General features: G+C 58.6%; 21 protein-coding genes, 1 tRNA gene and 1 pseudogene. 9 read left to right on the plus strand and 14 right to left on the minus strand.

Going from position 1 to position 23,357, the window contains the following annotated elements; genetic code table 11:
• The first annotated feature begins 167 nt into the window (after positions 1-167).
• From MTX21_RS19195 to MTX21_RS19205, 3 genes and pseudogenes are all read left to right on the plus strand, one after another.
• The gene (locus tag MTX21_RS19195; RefSeq protein WP_280971101.1) at positions 168-485 is read left to right on the plus strand and encodes a hypothetical protein; all 318 of its coding nucleotides are present in this window, start codon (positions 168-170) and stop codon (positions 483-485) included.
• Positions 486-976: 491 nt separating this feature from the next.
• Positions 977-1,818 (plus strand): annotated as a pseudogene (locus MTX21_RS19200) (IS630 family transposase); the annotation flags it as partial.
• Between the two features lie 833 nt (positions 1,819-2,651).
• Entirely contained in the window at positions 2,652-5,582 is a 2,931-nt protein-coding gene (locus tag MTX21_RS19205) for a DEAD/DEAH box helicase family protein (protein ID WP_280966320.1), read from the plus strand.
• 170 nt (positions 5,583-5,752) lie between these two features.
• Here the strand turns inward: MTX21_RS19205 and MTX21_RS19210 are convergent, their stop codons facing one another.
• Together MTX21_RS19210 and MTX21_RS19215 are read right to left on the minus strand one after the other, a co-directional pair.
• Positions 5,753-6,994, minus strand: a complete 1,242-nt coding sequence (locus MTX21_RS19210; RefSeq protein WP_280966322.1) for a DUF2235 domain-containing protein — start codon at positions 6,992-6,994, stop codon at positions 5,753-5,755.
• A gap of 15 nt (positions 6,995-7,009) precedes the next feature.
• Complete coding sequence (locus tag MTX21_RS19215) at positions 7,010-8,479, minus strand: hypothetical protein (protein WP_280966323.1); 1,470 nt, start codon at positions 8,477-8,479, stop codon at positions 7,010-7,012.
• Positions 8,480-9,223: 744 nt separating this feature from the next.
• Here MTX21_RS19215 and MTX21_RS19220 point away from each other — a divergent pair.
• Together MTX21_RS19220 and MTX21_RS19225 are read left to right on the plus strand one after the other, a co-directional pair.
• Complete coding sequence (locus tag MTX21_RS19220) at positions 9,224-9,511, plus strand: DUF3892 domain-containing protein (protein WP_280966324.1); 288 nt, start codon at positions 9,224-9,226, stop codon at positions 9,509-9,511.
• 190 nt (positions 9,512-9,701) lie between these two features.
• The gene (locus tag MTX21_RS19225; RefSeq protein ID WP_280966325.1) at positions 9,702-10,115 is read left to right on the plus strand and encodes a hypothetical protein; all 414 of its coding nucleotides are present in this window, start codon (positions 9,702-9,704) and stop codon (positions 10,113-10,115) included.
• Positions 10,116-10,797: 682 nt separating this feature from the next.
• Here the strand turns inward: MTX21_RS19225 and MTX21_RS19230 are convergent.
• Together MTX21_RS19230 and MTX21_RS19235 are read right to left on the minus strand one after the other, a co-directional pair.
• On the minus strand, positions 10,798-12,042 hold the full coding sequence (locus MTX21_RS19230) for a type II toxin-antitoxin system HipA family toxin (protein ID WP_280966326.1): 1,245 nt from the start codon (positions 12,040-12,042) through the stop codon (positions 10,798-10,800).
• Positions 12,035-12,349: a helix-turn-helix transcriptional regulator gene (locus tag MTX21_RS19235; RefSeq protein WP_280966327.1), complete on the minus strand. Its 315-nt coding sequence runs from the start codon at positions 12,347-12,349 to the stop codon at positions 12,035-12,037. The genes MTX21_RS19230 and MTX21_RS19235 overlap by 8 nt, the downstream gene beginning before the upstream one ends.
• Positions 12,350-13,143: 794 nt before the next feature.
• Here MTX21_RS19235 and MTX21_RS19240 point away from each other — a divergent pair.
• Positions 13,144-13,470 carry a hypothetical protein gene (locus tag MTX21_RS19240; RefSeq protein WP_280966328.1) on the plus strand — a complete coding sequence of 109 codons (327 nt, stop codon included), beginning with the start codon at positions 13,144-13,146 and terminating at the stop codon, positions 13,468-13,470.
• Here the strand turns inward: MTX21_RS19240 and MTX21_RS19245 are convergent.
• Positions 13,415-14,773: an integrase arm-type DNA-binding domain-containing protein gene (locus MTX21_RS19245; protein WP_280966329.1), complete on the minus strand. Its 1,359-nt coding sequence runs from the start codon at positions 14,771-14,773 to the stop codon at positions 13,415-13,417. The two genes, MTX21_RS19240 and MTX21_RS19245, sit on opposite strands and share 56 nt — an antisense overlap.
• A gap of 640 nt (positions 14,774-15,413) precedes the next feature.
• Here MTX21_RS19245 and MTX21_RS19250 point away from each other — a divergent pair.
• A tRNA-Val gene (locus tag MTX21_RS19250) sits at positions 15,414-15,487 on the plus strand.
• Between the two features lie 153 nt (positions 15,488-15,640).
• On the opposite strand, the gene MTX21_RS19255 is transcribed toward MTX21_RS19250, so the two are convergent.
• Positions 15,641-16,303 carry a hypothetical protein gene (locus tag MTX21_RS19255; RefSeq protein WP_280966330.1) on the minus strand — a complete coding sequence of 221 codons (663 nt, stop codon included), beginning with the start codon at positions 16,301-16,303 and terminating at the stop codon, positions 15,641-15,643.
• Between the two features lie 533 nt (positions 16,304-16,836).
• Between MTX21_RS19255 and MTX21_RS19260 the strand changes: the two genes are divergently transcribed.
• Entirely contained in the window at positions 16,837-17,961 is a 1,125-nt protein-coding gene (locus MTX21_RS19260) for an amidinotransferase (RefSeq protein WP_280966331.1), read from the plus strand.
• Positions 17,962-17,979: 18 nt separating this feature from the next.
• On the opposite strand, the gene sugE is transcribed toward MTX21_RS19260, so the two are convergent.
• The 7 genes from sugE to MTX21_RS19295 all read right to left on the minus strand — a co-directional run bounded on the left by sugE (position 17,980) and on the right by MTX21_RS19295 (position 22,269).
• Positions 17,980-18,294 carry a quaternary ammonium compound efflux SMR transporter SugE gene (sugE, locus tag MTX21_RS19265; RefSeq protein WP_280966332.1) on the minus strand — a complete coding sequence of 105 codons (315 nt, stop codon included), beginning with the start codon at positions 18,292-18,294 and terminating at the stop codon, positions 17,980-17,982.
• A gap of 202 nt (positions 18,295-18,496) precedes the next feature.
• Positions 18,497-19,303, minus strand: coding sequence for an aldo/keto reductase (locus tag MTX21_RS19270; RefSeq protein ID WP_280971398.1), 807 nt, complete (start codon positions 19,301-19,303; stop codon positions 18,497-18,499).
• A gap of 237 nt (positions 19,304-19,540) precedes the next feature.
• On the minus strand, positions 19,541-20,014 hold the full coding sequence (locus tag MTX21_RS19275; RefSeq protein WP_280966334.1) for a hypothetical protein: 474 nt from the start codon (positions 20,012-20,014) through the stop codon (positions 19,541-19,543).
• Between the two features lie 272 nt (positions 20,015-20,286).
• Entirely contained in the window at positions 20,287-20,421 is a 135-nt protein-coding gene (locus MTX21_RS19280) for a hypothetical protein (protein ID WP_280971399.1), read from the minus strand.
• Between the two features lie 350 nt (positions 20,422-20,771).
• On the minus strand, positions 20,772-21,254 hold the full coding sequence (gene greA, locus MTX21_RS19285; RefSeq protein ID WP_280971102.1) for a transcription elongation factor GreA: 483 nt from the start codon (positions 21,252-21,254) through the stop codon (positions 20,772-20,774).
• A gap of 41 nt (positions 21,255-21,295) precedes the next feature.
• Positions 21,296-21,781 (minus strand): hypothetical protein, encoded by a 486-nt coding sequence (locus MTX21_RS19290; RefSeq protein WP_280966336.1) that lies wholly within the window; start codon positions 21,779-21,781, stop codon positions 21,296-21,298.
• 134 nt (positions 21,782-21,915) lie between these two features.
• Positions 21,916-22,269 (minus strand): hypothetical protein, encoded by a 354-nt coding sequence (locus MTX21_RS19295; RefSeq protein ID WP_280966337.1) that lies wholly within the window; start codon positions 22,267-22,269, stop codon positions 21,916-21,918.
• Positions 22,270-22,526: 257 nt separating this feature from the next.
• On the opposite strand from MTX21_RS19295, the gene MTX21_RS19300 reads away from it, so the two are divergent.
• Positions 22,527-22,757 (plus strand): DUF3551 domain-containing protein, encoded by a 231-nt coding sequence (locus tag MTX21_RS19300; protein ID WP_280966338.1) that lies wholly within the window; start codon positions 22,527-22,529, stop codon positions 22,755-22,757.
• Between the two features lie 54 nt (positions 22,758-22,811).
• On the opposite strand, the gene MTX21_RS19305 is transcribed toward MTX21_RS19300, so the two are convergent.
• On the minus strand, positions 22,812-23,330 hold the full coding sequence (locus tag MTX21_RS19305) for a hypothetical protein (RefSeq protein ID WP_280966339.1): 519 nt from the start codon (positions 23,328-23,330) through the stop codon (positions 22,812-22,814).
• Positions 23,331-23,357: the final 27 nt, after the last annotated feature.

Raw genomic sequence — 23,357 nt, forward strand, 5'->3', positions numbered from 1 at the left:
TCTTTTTGAAGCCGAGTGCGGGGTCCAGCAAGTGCCGCTAACATGTGCGGCATTAGTGTTGGTGCGTTTGGTTGGCGGATGTGAGTTTTCAGCTCTCGATACTTAAGATTCTCGCCGGCCAACGGGAGGGCCGGGCCAGTCTCGCTGTCCTGAAGCACTACTTGGCGGTGTTCTACACCAGCGGTCCGGAGTGGACGGCCCGTATGAAGCGATTGGCAGAGCTGGCGCCAAATCTCGATCTTTTCGGACAGAAGCTGGTTGCGCGAGAATCCGGGCAGTGGATCATAACGGAAGGCGGCCGGGCCTTTCTCGCTTCGCTGGAACAGGCAGCCTTGCTGGCTACTCAGGAGCGAGCGCTCGAAGAAACGACTGAGAAGCGTCTCCCAAGCAAGCTTCCCATGCTTCCCCTGACGCCCCAACGTCGCAGCGCCAGTCGCAGGCATCGCCGCCGGAAGCAGCCGATCGCGCAAGGTCGGTCGGCCTAACCGTTCCGCGAAGCTGGTTGCGATTGTCACTTTATTTGCACAGCGACAAGATCGCACGCGTAAATCGCCCTTACCGAGCCACTTTTAGAGATGCGCCAACTGTAATTCGATGACATCACCGTCCCATGCCTTCGCTTCATTGAACTCCTCATGATGACAAAGGGTTGAGAACGTCGTGCGCAAGCCATGGGCGCGATGTTCGGTCTTAGTGCAGATGCCGAGCGGACGCAGCCGATGACCGAGCGTCGCGTTTGACCGCGGTCAAAGTACTAGGCATTTCGAGCAATGGCTGCCGGCTCCGTTGCGATCGCCAGCTAAGGCGAACGCAGAAGCGCTGCCCCTCAGCTTGCTGCGTCACGCATTTGCCACGTACAGGCGCCAAGGGTAGCTGATCTCGAACATGAAGGCGCTTACGCCCGAGAGCAAAAGCAGCAAGCAGCAGGCCTGACGTCGCTGGAATCCCAATAGCCCTATGCCGCGCGGATAGGCAGCGCCCTCGCACCATCGACGACGATCAGGTTGCTGAGGTAATCGAGCGAACATTACGTACGACGCCGGCCGACGCGACGCACTGGTCGATCCGCTCGATGGCCGCGGAAACTGGCTTTTCCCACACCACGATCCGCCGAATGTGGTCGGCGTTCGGCTTGCAGCCGCACCGTAGCCAGACATTCAAGTTGTCGAGCGATCCGCTGTTCGTCGACAAGGTACGCGATATCGTCGGCCTTTATCTCTCCCCACCGAACCGAGCCCTTGTCCTCAGCATCGATGAGAAAAGCCAGATTCAGGCGCTCGATCGCGAGCAACCGGTCTTGCCGATGATGCCTGGCGTGCCGGAACGTCACACGCACAGCTACGTGCGGCACGGCACGACCACGCTTTTTGCAGCGCTCGATGTCGCCACGGGGTTCGTCATCGGCAAATGCTACAAGCGCCATCGGGCAGTCGAGTTTTTTGAAGTTCCTGAAAGAGATCGACACACAAATCCCTGAGGGGCTCGCTGTCCATATCGTCATGGACAACTACGCCACCCACAAGACGCCAAGATCAAAGCGTGGCTCGCTCGCCGACCGCACTATCATGTCCACTTCACGCCGACTTCGGCATCCTGGATCAATCAGGTCGAGCGCTGGTTCGCTGAACTCACTAGAAAGCAAATCCAGCGAGGTGTTCACACCTCCGTCAAGCAGCTCGAGGCCGACATCCATACCTTCATCGACCTGCACAACAAAAATCCGAAGCCCTTCAAATGGCCAAGTCCGCTGACCAGATTTTGGCTTCCGTCAAACGCTTCTGCCCCAAAGCCCACCAGACTTTATGTGGTGAACTTTAGATTCACGTGACTAGGGACGGTCCCATTTGGGATGTTCGCAAAACTCTTTCTCATCCAAATGGATATTAATGGAAGGAACGGATCGTAGTTCATGACGCGGCTCGGCCACGGTCGCGCAGAAGGCAAGCGCGTTTTGTCCGGTCCGCACATAGTCAGCGACTTCTCATGTGATCGCCTTCGCACCTCGCCATCTCTTAGTTCAAACGCGGTCGGCGCCCAAAGCCCCCGGCTCATCGATAGGACGCCGCTCAACGTTTGGTCACCAAGAAACTTCAAGCATCTCCATAATGCGACTCGCTGGCCCGCATTGCCTCACTCGGATCAAGCGAGATCATCCCGAGCCACCAGCGTGGAAGCAAGATCGCACCTCAGATGCTGCGGCACGGTCCATCTCATACGCCCATTGTCGAACGGCTTTGGCGAGCGACTGTCAGGCACAAGTCAATCCTAAGCGCACCGGAGAAACTGCCGTCTCAGGTCTATTTCAGGAAAAAAGCCCCCAGCTTTTGTCCCCCCGTCCAGGCGATGTTATCGTCCATCAGAGTCAAAGTTCACTGATTTCGGTGCCTCCAACTTAGAAATTCTGCGCCAGATGGGGGACAATGCGCAGACTCTCATGAGACCAACCTCAACTCTTAGTCGGCGAGGCGCCAGATGCGCCCTGAGATTCCTAACCAACGCGTTGGACAATACAGCATCGCGTCTCAACCTGGCGCTGTGCCTCGATTCTTCCGGTTGCCGACTGCCCTCTCCCAACCTGCTACGGCGCTTCACGCTCTATCCACCCTGCGTTCCGCAAGGCATATTGCCGCAAACTGCGCCGGGGGAGAATCGTGTCTTATTTCTCAGACAATTATTTGAGGCTGACATTTCCGTTAGCAGAGGGTGAGAGGCCTGGATTTCGCGAGGCCCAGCGCGGCGCTCTTTTCGCTATCGGTGCGCATTTCAGTGGTCGCAATGACGCGGCGATCATCACGATGCCGACAGGCGCGGGCAAAACAGCGGTCCTGCAAGCCAGTGCATTTCTGCTGCAAGCCGGCCGTGTCCTGGTGCTCACGCCAAGCCGGCTTGTGCGCGAGCAGATAGCCGAAGATTTCCAGAAGCTGGGCGTCTTGAAGAGACTTGGCGCCATTCCCGCCGACCTGCCTGAGCCCCGCGTCACGGCGACCGCGAGCCGCATCACCGCCCCCCTTCAATGGGAAGGTCTCCGGGAATTTGATGTCGTTGTCGCCACCGTACCAAGCGTCAGCCCGCACCTCGAACAGGTGCCGAAGCCGCCTGAAGATCTTTTTGACGTAATATTGGTCGACGAGGCGCACCACAGCCCGGCCGTGACGTGGACGGCGACGTTGAACATGTTTCCGAATGCTCGCATGGCCCTGTTCACTGCAACGCCATTCCGACGGGATGATCGGGAAATTCTTGGCCGGTTTGCTTACACCTACGATCTGAAGCGGGCTTATCAGGACGGGATCTTCGGGCACATCCAATTCGAGCTGGTGGACAACATCCCCGCCGGCGAGAACCGGCAGCAATTGGAGGACATCGCCATAGCGCGGGCGGCCGAGCGTAGGCTTGCGGCCGATAGAGCTGCCGGGTTCGATCATTTGCTTATGGTCCGCACCGATAGCAAGAGGCGCGCGGGCGAACTCGTCGAGCTTTACGAGGACCATACCAAGCTACGGCTCAAGCTGGTCCAGGGAACGCACTCCTTGAATCACGTGCGCCGGGTTCTTGCCTCGCTGGCTGCGAACGAACTCGATGGGATCGTTTGCGTGAACATGTTTGGCGAGGGTTTTGACATGCCTCGCCTGAAAGTCGCCGCCGTGCACTCGCCGCATCGCTCGCTGGCGGTGACATTGCAGTTCATCGGACGATTTGCGCGGACAGCAGGAGAAAGGCTCGGCGAAGCGACCTTCTTGTCAACGGCGTCGGGCGTGAAGGTCGAAGCGGAGAAGCTGTACTCGTCGGGCGCCGTCTGGGCCGAGATCATCCCTAACCTGAGCGCTGCCCGTGTTCAGCGTGAGGTCGAGGCGCGAGAGTTTATCGAAACATTCGAGCACGATGTCGGGACGATTCCGGACTTGTCGGACATGTCGCTGTACTCGCTGTCGCCTTACGCGCATGTGAAGATATACCGCCTGCGCGAAGCCTTCGACATCAACGCGGTCCCGAATTTCGGACCCGATAGGGAGATGATTTTCGGACGCGTGAGCGAAGATAAGGATTCAAGTGTCTACGTTACGCGAATGGTGTCGCCAGTCCCCTGGTCGACTGATGACGCCCTTGTTGACGTCGAGTACGATCTTTTCATTTTCTACTTCGATCCGGCCTCGTCGCTGCTCTTCATATGCGCGTCCTCGCGCGGCGATGGCCTTTATCGACGAATAGTTCGCGACCTAGTCGGCTATGACCCTAAAATTTTGGGGCTTTCGGAGATCAACCGCGCGCTTAAAGGCCTAGAACAGGCGCGCTTCTTCAACGTTGGCATGCGGAACCGTCAACATTCGAGCCTGGTTGAGTCTTACCGGATGCTGACCGGCTCTCACGTAGATGAGGCGATTCGCCTCGAAGATGCACGACTGTTTCACCGCGGCCATTGCTTTGGGAGCGCCCTGGAAAACGGCAATGAAATTACAATTGGCTTGAGCAGCGCATCCAAGATCTGGAGCAATACGTCTCTTAGCCTGCCGGAGCTCCTGGCTTGGTGCAAAAGCCTGGCGGGGAAGATCGTCGATGACCGAGCAGCAATAACAGGCAGCAATCTCGATCTGTTGCAGATGGGGGAGATTGTTGGTGAAATGCCCGCGAAAGCTCTGTGGGCCGAATGGGACAAGGACATCTATATCGACCCTCCAACGGCGAATTACGAGATTGATGGGCGGGCTTACGGAGATGCATTGACGCAGTTCGACCTGGTTGTCGAACACTCGGATCAACACGGCGCGATGCTGGTGCTGGAAGGGCCGAGCCTGGAGACCAGGATACAGTTCAAGATCGCCGAAAGCCCTCAATTCTCCTATGCGACGGAGGATGAAACGCGTGTCGAGCTTGCCTTTGGTCGCAATGGTGAAGACCTAGTCGATTACCTGAACGACAATCCATTGAACCTCATGCTGGAGGACTGGTCGCGGATTTGCGGCGAAGAACACTATCGCGCGCCTGCCGAGCCCTACGATCCGTTCAACCATGATCGCATCAAAGCCGTCGACTGGCCGGGCGGAGGCGTCGATATCACCGTTGAGTATGCTGTTGAGCGCGGGCGAGTGGTGCCCGCCTCAATCCAAGCTTTTCTGGAGCGTGAACTCAACATCGATGACAATACCATTGTATTTTGGGATCACGGGAGCGGAGAAGCAGCAGATTTTGTCGTTATGCAACAGACTGCGGACGGCGGCGTCAGCGTTACGCTGTACCACTGCAAAGGCGCAGGTGGCGATGCTCCTGGCAATCGCGTCGGCGACCTGTATGAGGTCTGCGCGCAGGCCGTAAAGTCCATCATCTGGTGCGATCTCCGGCGTCTCGTCGAGAGGCTGACGGATCGGCTGCGGCGTAAGAAGGGCGTCGCCAAACTCGTGCGGGGCAACGTCGAAACAATGTACGAATTTGCGAAGTGCCGCCCGGTCAGGTTCGGCATGGTCGTTGTTCAGCCCGGCGTTACCAAAGCAGGGCTAGAACCACGCCTCGCCGAGGTGCTCGCTGCAGCCAACTATCACCTGGTGCGGTCCGGCCACGCTGAACTGGAAGTTTGGGCTAGCGCTTAAAGAACGGCGAACGCGTATGCTGACATCTGCTGTCGGGCTCGTTCGATTGAAAGACTGCAACCCGCACACCGCAAATTCGCGCTCCCAATAGCCAACACGTTTCCGACCACGTCATCTGCGTGCATCAATCGGAAGAAAAAGAACGCGCCTTGGAGACGGTATAAGTCCGATTAGGTCGAAACAGCGCCACTTGGCGCGGCGCTGGCCTTATCCGCGGAGCCCGATTGGATCGCGTCGTCGCCTCCACTGGCTTCGAAGTATTTCTTTGCTTTGAGATGGTTCTGCAGTGCGACAGGTCTGTAGGGCCCGTAGCTCGTAAAATTACGCACCGACTTCATCGCGAGCCGCTCATAGACGGTGGGGTGAAGTTGTGCGGTATCGGGTACCTCCCGAACCGCCTTTGCCCACTTGAACGCCGTGCCGCCCATACCCACCATGCATTCATCGTGCATCATGCCGTCGGTCGACGGATATAGTCTTAGCAGGTCCTTGTCGACCATGACGCGGCCTGCCTCCGGAATCTTCTCGGTGATAAACTCCAGCATCCAGGCCAGCGTGATGTCCGAGAGGCGGGATTCGTTCTCGGGATAGCTTCCGCCGATATCGGAGTGATTGCCGGCGAACCAGATCTGATCGAACTGCTCCGGTTCACCCTGTCTATCCGGCCACTTTACGGTTCCGCTTCCTCCCCAGGGCACCCGCTTAAAGTCCTTTCGGCCTTCATCGATTGATTGCAAGTGCCGCGCGTATTGGATGTCGGATGGGAAATGCCGATCGTAAGCCCAGTCTGGAAAAAAGCGTTGCCAGCCGATCGCGGCCACGGCGTCCCAAATCCCGATGAAATAGGCGGAAGCCCCCGCGCCGCGCCCGACCTGTGAACAGTAGGCATCGCGGAACTGGAGCGCTCTCTTTTCCACTTTCGCGCCTTCCCTGGGCATCCCAAGCCAGTAGATGGAGGATACTGCGTCCTTGGCGACTCTCCTCAGTGAACTCGGATCCAGATTGATCGGCTGGCCATTCCGCTCCTTGGTCGGAATACCGCAGAGCTCGAGCACGCGTGCGAGACACCTGGCGGTGTAGGCGCCGCGGCTGAAACCGAACAGGTAGATGCGGTCTTCCGGCTCCCAGACGCCGACGATTGCGACGTAACAATCGATTATCTTCTTCGTAATGCCGAAGCCGAACATCTGCTGTACCGTCTCTTTCACCCCGTCCCAGCTGTTATTATGTCCAGGCACCGGCGTCCCAATACCGGGAATGTAGAGCGCTAACTGCTTCTTCGGGTCGATGATCGAATCAGGTCCGGTGCGCGTTGCCCGATAAAGTTTGTAGACGTTAGTGCGACTCTCGTCTGGCAGGAGACCGCCTTCGTTGCCCGTGCCATCCGCGAACACCAGGATGTTCTTAGCCATTTCGGTCTCCCTTTATCACGTGACGAGAGGTTCGAGGGATGCATCCGCGACGATGATGCCGGTCGCATCGGCGAAGATGGCAGCGACGTCCCTAGCCTTCTGACGGTATGCATCGTAGGTACTTTGGCCAACCAGCGGGATCGCCTCTGCCAGGCTCACGACCTGCCCCTGCTTGGCGGCCACCGCGGCAGCCTTGAGTTTCTGCTCGTCAGAACGGAGACCGGCAACAGCCGCATTGAGATCGGAAATGTTGGTCGGCGTCACCAGCTTGCCGCCGATATAGACGAGTTGGCTAAGTCCAACGATGCCCAGGATCGTGTCGGGAACAACGAACGTCGAAAGCTGGTTCACGCCTGCCGCGATCAAGCCTCCGATCACAACCAATCCGAAAATGAAGCTCTGGTAGCGATACACATCGAAGATGCCATCTGTGGAGAAGAAGTCACGCCAGGTCGCGTTTGACGGGTCGACGATCGTCTTGGCCATCGGAAGCCAATTGCGTCGCAGTAGCCAGGCCCGGTTTTCAGCCGACAGCGTGTTGCGCTGGCTATCAGTCCCCTTGGCTATAGTGGCGCCGACGCCGCTGATGCCCAGAAGCGTCAGGATCGATCCGGAGAGATCGACCAACGTTCCTGTCTGAAGCAGCAGTAGAGAGATCAGAGCAGCAACTGCAAGAGAGAAGGCCAGCGTCTGGAACGTCGACAGGCTTCCTTTTCCGTCCGCCCCTGCCGAAACCTGTGCGGGGTTCAACGCGCGCAGGAAGGATCCCAACGTGTGATCCTTTTTGCGGAGCGCGAAGGCCATCCAGAAGTAGAGGACCAGGACCTCGACAAGGACGGCGCCAATGCTGAACCAATACGGGCTGAGGCGGACGCTTACGGACGACACGCGCCAAGGAGACTGACCGACCGGGCTGTCGCAGGTATAAAGATAAAGATCGACCCTACTCCAAAACCAAGCCAGATCGTCTGCCATATTCAATGTGACAATTGTCTGGTCGGGCTCAAGCAGATGCTTCTTGACCAGCGTGTCCGATTCCGTCGCGCGGTGCGTGACGACGTCCTGCCGCTTGAAAAGGTAGGTTTCGTCTCCATAGTCGATGCCCGCGAAATAACGCACGCCATCGACAAATGGCGCACGCACGCCGACATCAACGCGCTGGTTGGTGGGCAAAAAGTTCGTGGCCAGCACGATTGGTGCGCCTACCGGATTGCGACCAGATCGAAGTTCGATGGCGAACTCTCCTGGCTTCACGCACTGCTTCTGAGGATCGCTCGGCGCGATCTGAGGGGCGCCGGCGCCTGTCGGCTGCGCTGGCTTTTGAAGCGATGGATCAGATCGCGGCTCGCCGGATGTCGATTGCGAGACCGCAGGGTTCTGTCCGTCACCTTGTGTCGGTTGAGCCTGCTGCACTCTCGCTGGCGAAGAGAGAAGCACGGTTGTCAGCGCAACGACGCAAGCAGCAAGGATGCGGGATCGAACCATTTGTTTCACCAGCGGGCAGGAACACCACCAGATCATTTACCCGTGGTTGTTGGGGCCACGCAAGCCAACTTCTACGATTCGCTTCCGTTTCTCCCCAAGTGAGCAATCGATCGAGCAGTCAATCGGTCCGCAGTCTCTCGAGCTCGGTTCGCGGTCTCGATCCTCGAGCTTCGCCACTGACCGAGCGAGTTATGAATATGAACTCGACGGCTGGAAACACCGCATCATAGACACCGACGAGCTTGGCGAGCGTCGCGACATTGGCGCCGCGAGCATGTCACGAGCTTCGGATCAATGTTGCGCATCCCGATTCGACAAAGTTTGGCGGCGGAAACAGGGGCCAATTTGCCGGAAATCTGCGTCATGTACGTGGTAGCGGAAGCAAATCCGAACAGGCGGGGCAGAAGGCATTTTGCGACGGAATGCAGCGGCGGGAGCGACATTCAATGCTTTCTCAAATGTCTATTCTCGGCCGAGCTGATCGCGGGCCGTTGAGGAGATCTGCATTGCGAGACTATCGACCCGGCCTCGCCAGGGACGAATTTCGATGACGAAGACGAAAGACCGTCACGCGGTCTCGGTTGACTGCTGTCACCTGCGTGGCGATTCGCCGGAAGCGTTTGACACATTCGCGGGAGCCCCGCCTGAGGTAAGCAATTGTGCTTGCTCCGCTCCGTAGAGGCATAAGGCTTCGTCAGGTCGAGCAGGTTCGTCGCCCCCCAAAATTAAATGGAAAGTAGGACCATGGCCACTTACCGAATCGATTGTGTTCATAAGCCGAACCGCATGAGTCGGCATGAGCACATCACGGATGTCGGCGGCCCCAAGCCCGAAGGCGGAAGATGGCGGGACAAAGTGGAAAATGTTGTTCGTTTTATCGAGAACAAGCAGCACCGGTTCTACACGCAAGACGGTAATTCGACCGCTTGGGTTGCCGTGCGAAAAAGCCCCTCGGGACGGAAATTCATTCAGACCCATGTAGACGGGGTCTGGACTGACAATCTGCTTGCCTTCGGCGAGTGCTCGACCTAGGCGCTGCGCCGATGGGCGCATCGGGCATACTTGAATGACGGCGGGCCCCTTTCCCGAGTGCCCACCGGCGAGGAGCTCCGCATCCGTTTGCGCGAGGGATCGACGCCGCACGGCCCTGTAGTACTAGGATAGAAATCGCTCAATCCGCTCTCGACCTCAGTAACCAGGCTTGAGCAAAAGTGGGGCTGACTTGAATCTGCACGAACTGAAACTGCTGCTGCAACGTCACTTCTCTGACGGGTTGGTGACAGTTGTAGGCTCGGGCTTGTCCTGTGCTGAGGGCTTACCTGGAATGGGTGCCCTCGCCGCCCATCTCCAATCGACAATCGAGACCGACCTGTCGGCGGATGACAAGCTGGTCTGGTCGGAATTGTCGCCACAGATCTCCGCCAAAGGCTTTGAAGCAGCACTTCTGGCAAGACCGCCAACCTCCACGCTTGAAGCCGCGATCGTCGCAAAGACTGCAGAACTGATTGCCCGACGAATGGAGGCGTTTTGGTTTCTGCACTCATCACGAGCGCGGCGACGGCAAAGCGCATCCAAAGCACGATGCGACTCGGGACTGCGTACCTCGATGTCGATTTTGCGGTACCACCGCGGGTGAACATGAAGTTTGTTGGCTCGAAGGCCGCTGAAAAAGATGAACCGATCCGCGACCCGGACGAGCTGGAAATATCGTGTAAGTGATCACTCAACCGAACGCTTAGTCTTCCGTGCCGATTGCAAAGCCCTAACCGATATCGACGTCCCCTCCCGGCAATAGCGAGGATGCCTTGATATCCTTCAGGCCGCTCGGTCTTCCTTGAGCTGATCAGCGGCCGTTTGGATGGCTCTATCAGGCTCCCATTCGGGGTAAGCGCATAAGGCGGTCACGAAATCGATGGTGTTGGCAAGATCGCTTTCTGCGATCAACGATGGGTTTTCGGCTGCACGCTCGTGTCCTTCTCGTTCATCGATTTGCGACCTGAGCTCGTCGGCTCGCGCGAGATATGCCTCTATCTCCGGAGCATAAACCGGTTTTGCGCCTTCTTCATCGGCAGACGTCCGCTCTTGTATGTGGCCAGGATCGCTGCGGCGGCATCGGGTCCGACGTCGAGGACGAGGTCGAGAAACGACCTGTCTCCGCTGCGCTCGGCAGCGGACAAGAGGTCGCCTTCGAGAGGGCGTCGCGTCTTGATTGGCAAGATGCCTGGAAGGCTGGCTAGGAAATCCGCCAGGGAGCGCATCCGTCAATACGTCACTTATACGGTGGGAATCGGCTGATGTACATTTCGAGGACTGCCGCCCTAAGGGGCAAGGATGGGTACCATTTCCTCGATATGTGCATCGATCCGCTCGAGAACCTGCCCAGGCACGACGTCGCGTTCTGGGAGAACTGACCACTTGTCGCGCACGGCCGCCGCGGTCTCAGCTACAGCCGTCACCACTGCCCCTTCCGGAAGACGGCTGCGGTTCGCGAAATTGCGCCAGCGCTCTGGAGTTAAAGCCTTGAATGACTTTTCGCCCGCAAGGCTCAATGCTAGACCGTCTTTCGGGATATACGGAACTGTTGAGAGCACGTCGTAGATTGGCGCCAACGTAGGCGTCCGTCCGTCTCCAGGATACAGTAGCGACCAATTCTTGAGATGCATGTCGCCGTTGCCCGTGATCGCGGTGAGCGCAAGACGGCGGACAAATTCGATCGCGGAATCGAACGAGACACCGCTGTTCAACGCCGCCGCAATATTGTGATACGCCGCACCAGTATATTTCTCGGACGGATAGCGGCCGAAGACTTGTGCAAAGTCCTCCATATGCACGCGCGCTCCATCGGCACCGCGATCGAAGCGACGGACAAGAAGCACTTTCCCCGTGGACATGGTGTTGAACTCTTCCGGAATGCCGGCGAAATCCGTCTTTTCGACGAGCTCGCGCGCAGGCACTTCCATCCCTAGCGCTTCCGCCAAGGCCAGGATCGCGAATTCGTTTTCCGAAAGTCCAATATGGGTGAGGGATGGAAATTTCGCGATGTACTGTCCTTGCTCATCGTCGACGGCGAGCGTGATCCCCCCTTCTTTTCCGGCATTTTTCATAACGGAGAGCTTCATCTGGACACCGGCGAGCGAAAAGCGCACCTTCTTCTTGCCCTCGGCCTCCGGGCCGGCTGGAACTGGCGTACCGTCACTTGGTAAGGCGCGCACCGCCCCTGGCAGGTTAGTCCCCAGCGCAGCCAAAAGATCGAAGTCGTTTCCAGGTCTTACTGACGCTGCGTGGTGCTTTTCCATCGCCTCGCGCAGTTTCTCTTCGGGCAGCAAGTTCGCGAAGAACGGCGGCAGCGCGCCGCGTATGGGTTTGGGATCCCGGCGGAGGCTGCCATCCGCCGAGCGAAGCGATAGGCTGAAGATCGGTGGGTTTTTCAAGCTCCGATACGCGGGCAAGAGATTGAATGCGTTGTAGTCGCCCGGCGTTCGGACGAGCGTGCCGACGGCAAGATCGTTTAATGAGATGTCGAGTGATCGGATACGTTCAGCCGCGAGGACAGGTTTATTCATGCTCCTGCACCTCAACGTCTGACATGAACGCAGGATGGTCATCATCGCCCGTAGCTGGCTGCAGCATTGATTGAATAGCCGGTACCATCGCTTGCGGAATCAGCATCATTTCCATGCCAAGGGCGCGGGCAACGTTGACGAGTGTCGTTGCGCGGGCTGCAGCGGTACCCGTTTCAATGTCACGATAGCGGGGTCTGCTAATGTTCGCCCGGAGGGCGATTTGCTCCTGCGATAAACCAGCAGCCATTCGTGCTCTTCGAAAGTGCAGACCAAGTTCCTTGAGCAGCGGGTTCGGGGTCGAAGGCATGGACACGTTCTCGGATCTTTAGGGACTAAATGATACGTAAACAGATCATTTAGCGCGGTCAAGGGGAAACTAAACAGATCTTTCTTGTCCATAATGATTCGTAAACATATCTTTCCGATGATGGTTCCGACGGCACCCGTCGTCTGAACTGTTGATCTGTCGCCAGATCGCTTTTTGCGCCTGACGTGATGAAAGACGTAGATCTTATCCGCCAAGGTCGACCAAAATTTCCATGGCGCTCGCGTGCATTGGTCGCGCAGCAATGGTCCGTCAGAGAACGAACCAATCCTGGAACGCGGTGCCTCGCTTTTATGGAACGCCAATCGAAAGCGGTCGGTAGATTGATCGTCCAAGTTCATCCATGACGCCGTCCTGGTGGCGTCGAGTCGTTTCCGTGAGGCGCCTTTGGCGCGGAGCAAGTCCGTATCACCAAGTCAATTCCAATGTCTCGCTTTCAATCATTTGAACAACAACGCTGCTACGATATAACTTTCAGGTTATTGGCCATCAGTGGAAGCAAACCGGGCGTCATGACCGGCCGCTGACGTGGCCACCTCGCAGTGCCGCAATGTGAGCGGCGTGGACTCAGCAACTTTTCTTCTATTCGCGTTGATATCCAATCCTACGACGCGCAATTGACGTGTTCCAATGCAACATCAACCGGAGCATGATGGTCGGATCGGCGGCACTCGACAGGCAAAGTTCGACGACCGCGTGATTCTCGTGACGTTTCGCCCAAGAAGCGACAGGCGATTACATAAGAGCCTCGCTCGCTTCAACCGTGAGAGTTGACGATGGGCCAATCGAAGGAGACGCTCCGCACCATGAAGCGACCTCGGAAGAATCGTGGCATGCCACCACCCGCGACGTTCGATATCGATTCGCTGCCGGGCAGCTCTAATTTAACGGCATTAGAGACGGCCTCCGTCATCCGGCGCACGCCTGGAGCTCTGGAGCTATGGCGGCGCAATCCGAACCATCCGCTGAAATGGCGCTACGTCGATGGCCGCCCGCTTTACCGTGTCGATGCGGTGCGCGACTATCTGGCCGGACGCGATAAGACAACTAAGTCGCCGCAGCCGCATAATGCTCGCGAAGACGGCCAAGCAATTCGGCCTTGATGGGATCGAGAGGATTCGTCCGCTGCAGTCGTACGATCTTCCCCGCCCGTTTCGCGCCGACCAACTCCGCGATGTAGTCATGAGCAGCTTCGAACGCCATCTTGCGGATGATCCACTGTTCGTCGTGATTGTAGACCTGATCGATTCCGCGCGGCTTTTGCCCGACACACAACCGCTGGATTTCGTTGTCATAGCCGCAGCGCGACATGATGGTTCGCAAGCTGCGCCTTAAGTCATGCATGGTGAACTTGGCGGCGCCCGCTTCCTTGACCAGGCGGTCGACCATCTTTGTGAAGCCCGACATCTGGCCGCCGGTCTTCGGTGACGGGAAAACATAGTCCGACGTCGCACGCTGAAAATGTTTCGCGGCCGTAAGCACCTCGTCAACGAGGTGAGTGCGCGGCACGTCGTGGTGGAGGCCCATCTTGGTCCATGCTGCATCGAAAGTGATGCGGTCATCCATGACGTGATTTTGCCACTCGATCATGGTTGGCTCGCTGCGGCGCGGTCCACCGAGTAGGCACATTCGTGTCAATAGCCCAAACGTCCCGAGCTTGCCGGATGCGTGCCAGACCTTGATGATCTCCTCGTCGGTCAGCGCCCGCCCCTTCGTTCGGCGCCCAACCCGCTGCGCGCGTGTCTCCTTGGGCGCACGAAAGCCGGCGAGCACGTTGTGCTCGACGTAGCCTTCGCCAACGCACCATTCGAGGAACGTATGCGTGTGCTTGCGCAAGTCCTTGGCTGCGCCGCGCTTACCGGTCTTGGCGATCCTGTCCACCGCTGCCATGATTTGCCGTCGTGTCAGCTCGGCGATGGCGAGATCGAAATGATCTTTCAGACCGCGTCGGAGTGCCGACATGGCCGGTTTCCAGTTGACGACCTGGCGCCCGGTCAGGGACATTTCGTAGGGGCCATCTTCAACGATCAGGATCGCCAGTGTGGTGCACTGCCGCTCAGCCAGCGCTCGCCGCTTCGCCTCGCGTTTGGCCTCATTGGGATCGACCCCAATGACCACCTCCCCAGCCACGACCGTGGCGGCCCTGCGCGCGGCCTTCTCATTGAATTTGGGCCATGCACCCAGCGTCTTGCGTTGGGTGCCTTTCGTCCCAGGCTTTGTGAACATGAAGACCCACGTCCGGCCACCAGTCGCGCGCATCCTGATTGCGAGCCCCGGCTGCTCTATATCGTGCAGATAGTGCTGCGACTTGCCCGGCGGCAGCGTTGCCGCACGGATCGCCGCGTCAGTGAGTCTCAGGTAGTTCGTCGTTCCTTCAGCTCTGGGAGCTTCTTCGCTCTTTTCCATAGTTTGTGCCCTTGCTCCTTGCGCCCTGGGACGGGTCGAGGCGCGCCCCTAGAAAAGGACCACAAGCCGTTCCCTCCACGTTCCCAGTTTTGCTGTGCCCAGAGGGAATTTCTCCGCAGGGCACAGCAGGGACATACAAAATGTGGTAGGGCCAGCCGAGGCCAATGATGGGCCGATATGGCCGCAAATGCCTGCTCTACAAGGATTTTTACAATCAGACTATGGCTGGATTAGGTTGACTACAGTCTACCGATTGTGGTTCACACGGGAGAGGTCCAAGGTTCGATCCCTTGTGCGCCCACCATTCAGCCTCCTGAACCATACCGGGTGCGGACAATCATCGACGCCAAGCGGTCGCTTGGTGGCCTTCGTGACGGCCCCCATCAAAATATCGAAAACAACCCCATGCAAAGTAGCCGGCGGCTGCCGGCATCACGGCTACGTCTTTTCCGAAGCAGCTTGACGCGTCGGGCAAAACAGCGGCACGATGCCATCATCCAAGGAGAGGCGCACGGCACCGGCGATCGGGCCGAGGTCGACCTCATTGCACCCTGGATTCCCAACTCACCTGGAAACGCCTTTCGGCCGAAACCTTGCTGGCTCCTTCCGTCGGGCCGGAAACACCGCATCGTCGGCTTAAGGGCGCATAGTTCAGCGGAGAGCGTTCGCTTCACACGCGAGAGATCCATGGTTCGATCCCATGTGCGCCCACCATTCAGCTTAGATTTCAAGAGTCGTTCCCTGCCGAAGCGTGCGAATGAAATCAGACACCAGACCGTCATAGTCTCGAACGGGCCCTTGTAAGTTCAGGGCATCGTGGTGAAAGCCGCATGGTAATCGTGCGGCGGACAGAGGCCGACGGCGTCCTCAATCTCCTACTTGAGGCTTGCCCGAAAAGAAATTGGCCAATTCCTCGGGTGGTACCGGCGGACAAGCACCATTGAGCCCGCGAAGGACGTCACTTGGGATCGGATCGACCGGATTAGGAAGCCAAACAACAAAGTACAGGCGTCCTGGGCGATATTTTTTCGGATCGTACGCGGCTGTGGAGCTTAATGGGCCGTTCAAGTGCCCAATGAACCAAGCTTTTCCAGGTAGGGATGTAAGTCCAATTTGCGGTACCGCTGCTGCATAATTGAAGCTGATGCCACCCCCGCGGGACGCTGTCTCAAATTTATTACTTCGATCGCCAAATTGGCCCTCGACGTTGGTGAACTCTCCGCCCCACGCGCGGAGAACAGCGTGCATAGCTGCGATCTTGACGTAGGGAGATGAGCTATTTCGAGATACCTGCACGAACTGCGCCAACAGCGCGTCTTCTATTTTTTGCCTTTCGAAGGTCGATTTCCATCTCAGCGATCGAGCGGCAGAAAGCATCCCCCGATATTCGGCGTTAGTTACTGATCCGAACGAACACTCATCCTGCTCATGATGCAATGGTATGACTGAAGAGAAGATGATGGTAATCAGTCCGGCAATTGGAAGCGCGAGCAGAATTGAAAGGACGATATTCTTGCGTGACCAGTTCATTATTCAACCTTCGCGGGAGGCTGTTAATTCATTCCTAAATCCGGAATATAGTGCGCATCAGTTGGCTTACTCGATAGCTCAATCGCCTATTTTTGGCCGCATGATCATGCTGTGCGGACAGACATAACGAGAACGCTGGTGGACCTCTCCTCATTTAAGGGAGCGCTCACTCCTTGAGTAATTTCCAAAAATCACGGTGTGCAAAACGTGTGCAGTCGTCGCCCGATCATCAAAATAGCCTATTACTATAGGCCGTTTTGAATACGCCTCCACCTTCACACGGAAGGGTCCATGGTTCGATCCCATGTGCGCCCATCATTCAGCTTAGATTTCAAGAGTCGTTGAAGGCTCCCTGCCGAGGCGTGCCGACGTCCGCTTTACCCCCGCGGGCAGAAATCAAGCAGCCGACCGACATAGTCAGCTAAGGGCCCAAGAGTCGACACCAGGGATTTGCGATCGACCCACAACCGGGGGGCTGGTCGCCTGGAACTTCCGCGACCGGAGGCTGTTGTAGCGCACAGAGGGTCTCGTGCATGGACGTGGTCGCGCACGTTCGCGGTTTGGATGCCGCTCCATCGGGCCGAATTTCTCCCGTGAACTCACACAACGAGTGGGACACGCTGGAGGAAGTGATCGTCGGAAGGCTTGAGGGTGCGGTCATCCCATCCGATCATCCGGTCGTCACCTGCAACATTCCGGGCATGGCAGCGCGTGCTCAGTCGCTGCTCGCAGGCTTTCGTTACCCAAGGATCATGATCGAACCGGCGCAGCGTGAACTTGATGGCTTTGTTGCGCTGCTACAGTCGCTGGGCATCGTCGTAAGACGGCCGGACGCTGTCGACCACAGGAAGCGCTTCAGCACACCGGGATGGTCCTCGCGCGGCTTCTGCAATTCCTGCCCGCGCGACAGCATGCTCGTGATCGGCGACGAGATCATCGAAACCCCAATGGTTTGGCCCTGTCGCTACTTCGAGACGCAGTCTTATCGTCCGATCCTGAAAGACTATTTCCAACGTGGCGCGCGGTGGACGAGTGCGCCCAGGCCGCAACTGTCGGACGAACTGTTCGACCCTGACTTTCGCGTTCCGAAGAAAGGCGAGCCGATCTCATACATTCTCACCGAATTCGAACCGGTCTTTGACGCTGCCGACTTCTTTCGCTGCGGGCGCGACTTGTTCGTGACCCGCAGCAACGTCACCAATGCGTCCGGCATTGAATGGCTGCGTCGTCACCTTGGCGACGGTTATCGCATCCATGAGATTGAGAGCCGCTGTCCGAATCCAATGCACATCGACACCACCATATTGCCGCTTGGGCCCGGCAAGATTCTGATCAATCCCGAGTACATAGACGTCGACCATCTTCCGGCTGTCTTGAAAGGGTGGGACATCCTCGTAGCTCCCGAGTCCGACCCAATCACCGATCCTGTACTCAGGATCACTTCACTATGCGGGAAATGGCTCAACATGAACGTATTGATGGTCGATGAGAAGCGCGTCATCGTAGATCCGCATCATACCGCAACGATGCGTGCGTTTGAAAATTGGGGATTCGAACCGATTCCCTGCAACTTCTTACACTATGCGGCGTTTGGTGGTGCCTTCCACTGCGCTGCTCTCGACGTCCGACGGCGTGGCACGTTGGAAAGCTACTTCTGAGCCGACTTCCAACAGGCCTCATCGCAGCATCTTCAGTCCGATGATGCCCAAAAGAATAAAGCCGATGCAGGCTAACCTAAGCAACGTCAGGGGCTCATTAAATAGATAGATGCCGAGCGCCGTGGTGCCAACAGCGCCAATGCCCGTCCACACCGCATAGGCCGTACCGACCGGCAGCGACTTAAGGGCGAGTCCGAGGAACCCAAGGCTGGCCGCCATAGCGACGACCGTGCCGATTGTTGGCAAAAGGCGCGCGAAGCCTTCCGTGAATTTGAGGCCGATCGCCCAGGCGATTTCGCACAGGCCAGCAATGAGCAGAAAGAGCCAGGCCATGGGAATACCTAAAATGCTTGAACCACGAGCAATCTCTCTCTTTCGATATGCTCCAAATCAATGCTTTGAAAATCTGCAGTAGGCATCGGGGCAAGCTGTCCCAAAGAGATCGAGCATTGCTCCCAATGCCGTCTTGGTCGCCCTGCGTAATTTCAACGCCGCATGCTAACGGCCTTACTGACGGGCTTGATGGGCGCCGGATTCATGTTCCACTGTTTGCTGAGGCTCGGTCGATCGCGTCAAACTCGGTCTCACTCAAGCGCCAGGCGAGTGCATCGAGATTGGCCCTGGCGTGATGAGGTTTGGTCGCGCCGGGGATGGGGATCACGCGACTGTCGCGCGCCAACAGCCAGTTCAGCGCGACCTGACTGATGCTGGCGTCGTGCGCGCGGGCAATTTCGGCGAGACACGTCAGCAGCGCTTTCGTGCCCCTGCTGTCCGACGGCCGCGTGAGGCGGCCAGACGCAAGGGGAAAATACGCGACCAGTGCCACATCGAGCTCACGGCAGGCTTCGAGCACGCCATTTGTTTCCGCTCCTCGTCGGAGCAGGCTGTAGTTGACCTGATTGGCGGCGAGCGGAACGCCTGCCCTTGCGAGGTGATCGGCGATGCGGCGCATCTGGTCCGCATTGAAGTTTGCCACGCCGACCGCGCGTGCCTTGCCGGACTTCACCGCTTCGACGAGCCCTTCGGCGAACCCTCCCACGTCGATCAGGGGCAACGGATAATGGACATAGTACAGATCGATTGTCTTGAGGCCCAGGCGCGCAAGCGAACCGTCCAGCGCGCTCATCAGGCGGCGCGGCGAGGTTCGGCCCGGAAAGGGAAGGAATTTCGATGCTATCACCGCGCGTGTGGGACCTGCGCGCAAGCAGTCGCCCACGACGCGCTCCGAGAAATAGATCTCAGCGGTGTCGATCATGCACGGGCCAGCGTCGTGAATGGTCCTGTATGTTTCCAACACGGCCCCACGATCGGCACGCCGCCACTTGTTCGTGCCGATGCCCAAGGGCAGCACATGGATGCCGGTTCGACCCAAGGGCCGCGTATCATGATCTGCGGGCATCGCTGGACCTCACACAAGGAGAAAGCGCCGTTGGCTGGTTGGCGTAATGGCGCTGGCGTTTCAAGGTTACGCCGTAGCGACTCTGGCCGCATCATCTTCTGCGGCTACGTCCTGCCGGCGCGCACGTCAAAAAGGCGGCCGCTCGGGCCGCCTTTTTCCTCGTCTTCGCGTCGAAAGGGATTACTGGCAGGGATGTAGCCGGCCGTCCGGACCCTTGAACATGGTGCCGGGCGTGCAGGCAAGGCTGTTGTGGGCGGCGTAGGTCTTCCAGTCGCGACCGCCATAGCCGTAGCCATAGTAGTTGTAGTTGCTATTGTCGAAGGCTCGGAAGGGGGCAGTTGCGATCGCCCCCGCGGTCGCGACGGCGCCGCCCACGACATTGCCGGCTACCGCAGCGGGCCCGGCAGGCCTGCGATACACTGTCCCGCTCGGCAAGGCAGCGTTGGCGTTACGGATCCGCTGGCTGCGGTAGGTCGCGTGACGCTGAACGTGGCGCTGGCCTTTAGCGAGAGTTTGGGATCCCGTGGTCTGGGCCTGAGTATGCCTCGCACCCTTGGCCATTGTACCCTCGGCCATCGCCGGGCTCGCGAGCGCGGAGACGACAATGGCCGCGGTGCCGAGGATGGCAAGACTTGCAGTCTTCAGTCCTGTCATTTGGACGCTCCCTTTTCTGTGATTTGTGACCGAGGCAAGCACCGAGGACCGACGGATGTTCCGCGCCGCTTCTCAAACCGATGTGATCGAGCACTTCAGTTTCCGGGAACTTGGGGAAGTCCGCTCAGGCGGCACAAGCTGACAAAATGTTCAGTAGGTTCTCTGGAGGAGGATGGCGGCTTCGGGGGTCAAAGGCGCATCGAGGAACCCAGCGGGTTGGATCCCCTTCACCCGCAACAGCGGACCTCAACGAGCCTCACTCTCAACGAGCCTCACTGCGGCCAATCCTTGTAGAGCGTGATGCCGATCATGATCAGCGAGCCGATTGCGACCGCCACCGGACAGATAAACGGCAGCTCTTCCAGCACGCCAATAACGACCGCCCGGACGCGGAGAGTTCTCTTCATATGCGCAAAGCGCCAGCCTGCCGCACCCATCGGACATCTCCGGTTGGCCCCCAGCAGTGGTGGTCTCACTCTTCAGCGCGAAGCGATCTTCGGCTATTGCCCATTCGGATGTATCTCTAGATCAAGGTGAAGGAACCCTTGCACGTCTCGCGTCGGCGTTGCTCTCAGACGGCGACGTTGAAGCCGACTTGGCTGCATCCCGGCCTTGGGCCAACTATGTACAGGAGACGAGACTGTCGGCATCGGGTAATGGCGCCAGCTTTGCTCCCTTGTGCGCCCACCATTCCTGACCAGCTCTTTAACGCCGGCGTCGTCATCGTCCGCGCAAGGCAATCACCGCAAGCGCATCGCTACGCAATCGACAGAATCTCGACCTCCTGATTGCCCGAACCGGCGACGTCGCCGACGGCTTTGCCGATCAGGGATTTTGCGACCGGAGAGACGAAGGAGATCGACCCGGCCTTTGGGTCCGCTTCATCCTCGCCGACGATGCGATACGTCTGCACGCGGCCGTCAGCCCGGCTGAACGTCACCGTGCTTCCGAAGGCAACGGTATCGGTCGACGCTGGATGGGGAATCACCTGGGCGGTGCGGAGCCTCTCGACGAAATAGCGCACGTCACGCAAGGGGACCGCCGACTGCCGGCGTTTTTCATTGACGTCTTCGATCTGCTGCGCGGCCTCATAGGCCTCGCGTGCTTGGCGAAGCTGCAGCTCCAAGGCCTGCAATCCCGATTGCGTCACCAGGTTGGGATGAGGCGAAATCGGGCGATCCGGCAACAGCGTCTCGGACGCGGTTTCGGCACTCTCTTCTTTGGTAAAGGCGACGCTCAATTCCAAGACCCCATCGACTGCTTTTGGGGATTGTAGCGAACCTAGATCTCGAGGTCGACGTATCGGCGCAGCTTGAAGACGATATCGGGCAGCGCTTGACGGAACCGTGTCGCGTCCCGGAACGTGGTCGAGAACGGCGCGAACGTGATCATGGCGTTCCAGTTCCGGTAGCCGTAGACCGTGATGGAGACACCGGACGCCGGAAAACCTTCTATCTTGCGCAACTCGCCGAGCACGAGATCGGCAATCGCTTCCGCAGGCAGCCGCCGCTTGCCGCCCGGTTGCGTCACGATTTGAGCCGGCGGCTCGATCAGTTTCGCGGGCGCAACTGCGCCATTGGACGCATCCTCGCGCCTCGGTGGCACCGCGTCAGCGATTTGCGCCGCCACCGCTTCCAGGCCATTCGTCGGCGCTGTTGGCGGGGCTTCGTCGAGAGGAGGCGGTTCGACGTTGTCCGCGCGCTTGCCGCCCCCCAGGATGCTGCTGATCATCGCCACAAGGCCAGCATCCTTCGCATCATCACTCATAACCGTCCCCTGGGCTTTGGCCTACTTTAGCACCGCGAGCGTAGACCGCCGCAAGGTATGCAGATCTGCATCTGACAAAGCTCTCCAAACCCGCGCTCTGACGCTCGATCGCGCCGGCGCCGTTGCACGATCCGCTACCGCTTATCGAACGGAATGTAGTGCTGGTACTGCCTCGGTACCGAGCTGCGATAGCGCGCCGGAACGGTGCCAGTGTCGATCGAATGATCGATCTCCTGCCGCAGCGTCATCTTCTTCTTCGCCGGCTTCTTCTCGGCGCTTTTCTTCGCACCGGTCGAAGGGCTTGAAGAGTCAGTGGTTGCGCTCGGCGGCGTCGCTGCCGCCGGCGCGGAGGTCGCCGCCGGTGCCGTGGTGGCCGCATCTGCCGGTGCAGTACCGCCCGCGGCAGGTGCGCTCTGAGCCAGCGCGATCGGGGCTTGCAGAACGAGGGCCAGCGCTGCCGTCGCGGCGAACAAATATGATTTTTGCATCAGAGCCTCCAAATGCCTGATCCGAGTGAGGGAAGCGTAGTCCCGCGGGATCAGCAAGTGCAAGCCGGGTCAGGATGGGCCGGAACCCGCACGCGAACTGTGCCCGAGATCACATAGCCGGGCCCCGCCTGCGTCATGATGGGCGTCACATCTGAACGCACCGGGCTCCGCGCGCAACAAAGAAGGTAAGACCGTGCATCGGGCGAGCCCCGGAAACGCTGACATGGCCCGCCAACCCGTACCCGAAGGAGATTGAAATGCGTCGTACCGTCCTGACCCTCGCGTCATTCGCTACGCTGCTTGCCGCGACATTCTCGGCGCCGGCACAAGCCGCAAACGACAGATACTGCCTGCAGGGCCGTAGCTGGGGCTATCCCGGTAACTGCCAGTTTGTCAGCTATCAGCAGTGTCTCGCCGCAGCCTCCGGTACGTCTTCCTATTGCGGCATCAATCCGCACTACGCGTTCGCGCAGCGCTACTCCTACTGATGATGCAGCGGCGTGCGCTCGCGAGCCTTCGCGCGCGCCACACGTCTTGCCGCCTTAGTCACTCCCACTCAGGCCGACCTCCTCCAGCCGCGCGGCGAGCCAGAGCGAGAGTGGCGGATCGATGACGCCGCCCACATAGACCTCCGACATCGTCACGTTGCGCTTTGCCAGCACGAGCAAGACGCCGGCCCAGTATGCGAACCAGATAAGCGGATCGGTCATCGCCTTCAGCTTCTGCTGATCGTGCTCCATTGACGTGTGATTGCTCGCCTTACGCACCTCGATGGCGAGCAGGTTGTTCGGGATCTCGCGCTGATGCACGACGATGTCGGGATAGATCGACTTGCCGAGATGGTCGTCGGTCGAGATGATCGTGCCGTGCGGCAGAAGCAGCGTGCGTTCGCCGAGCCGGTCATAATTGCAGTCGACCGCCCAGCCCCGAAATTGCTTCTCCAGATGCATGGCGAAGCGGTGGGTGATGGTGCGCTCGCCGACGTCCTTGTCGAGCAGAAAGGTCTCTTGCGCGTAGAAGTCCCGAAGCGCCGCCACCATCTTGTTCAGCTCGGTCTGCATCGCGCTCCTCGACCCCGGCGCTCTCCT

Source organism: Bradyrhizobium sp. ISRA430 (genome assembly GCF_029909975.1).
Lineage (GTDB): Bacteria > Pseudomonadota > Alphaproteobacteria > Rhizobiales > Xanthobacteraceae > Bradyrhizobium.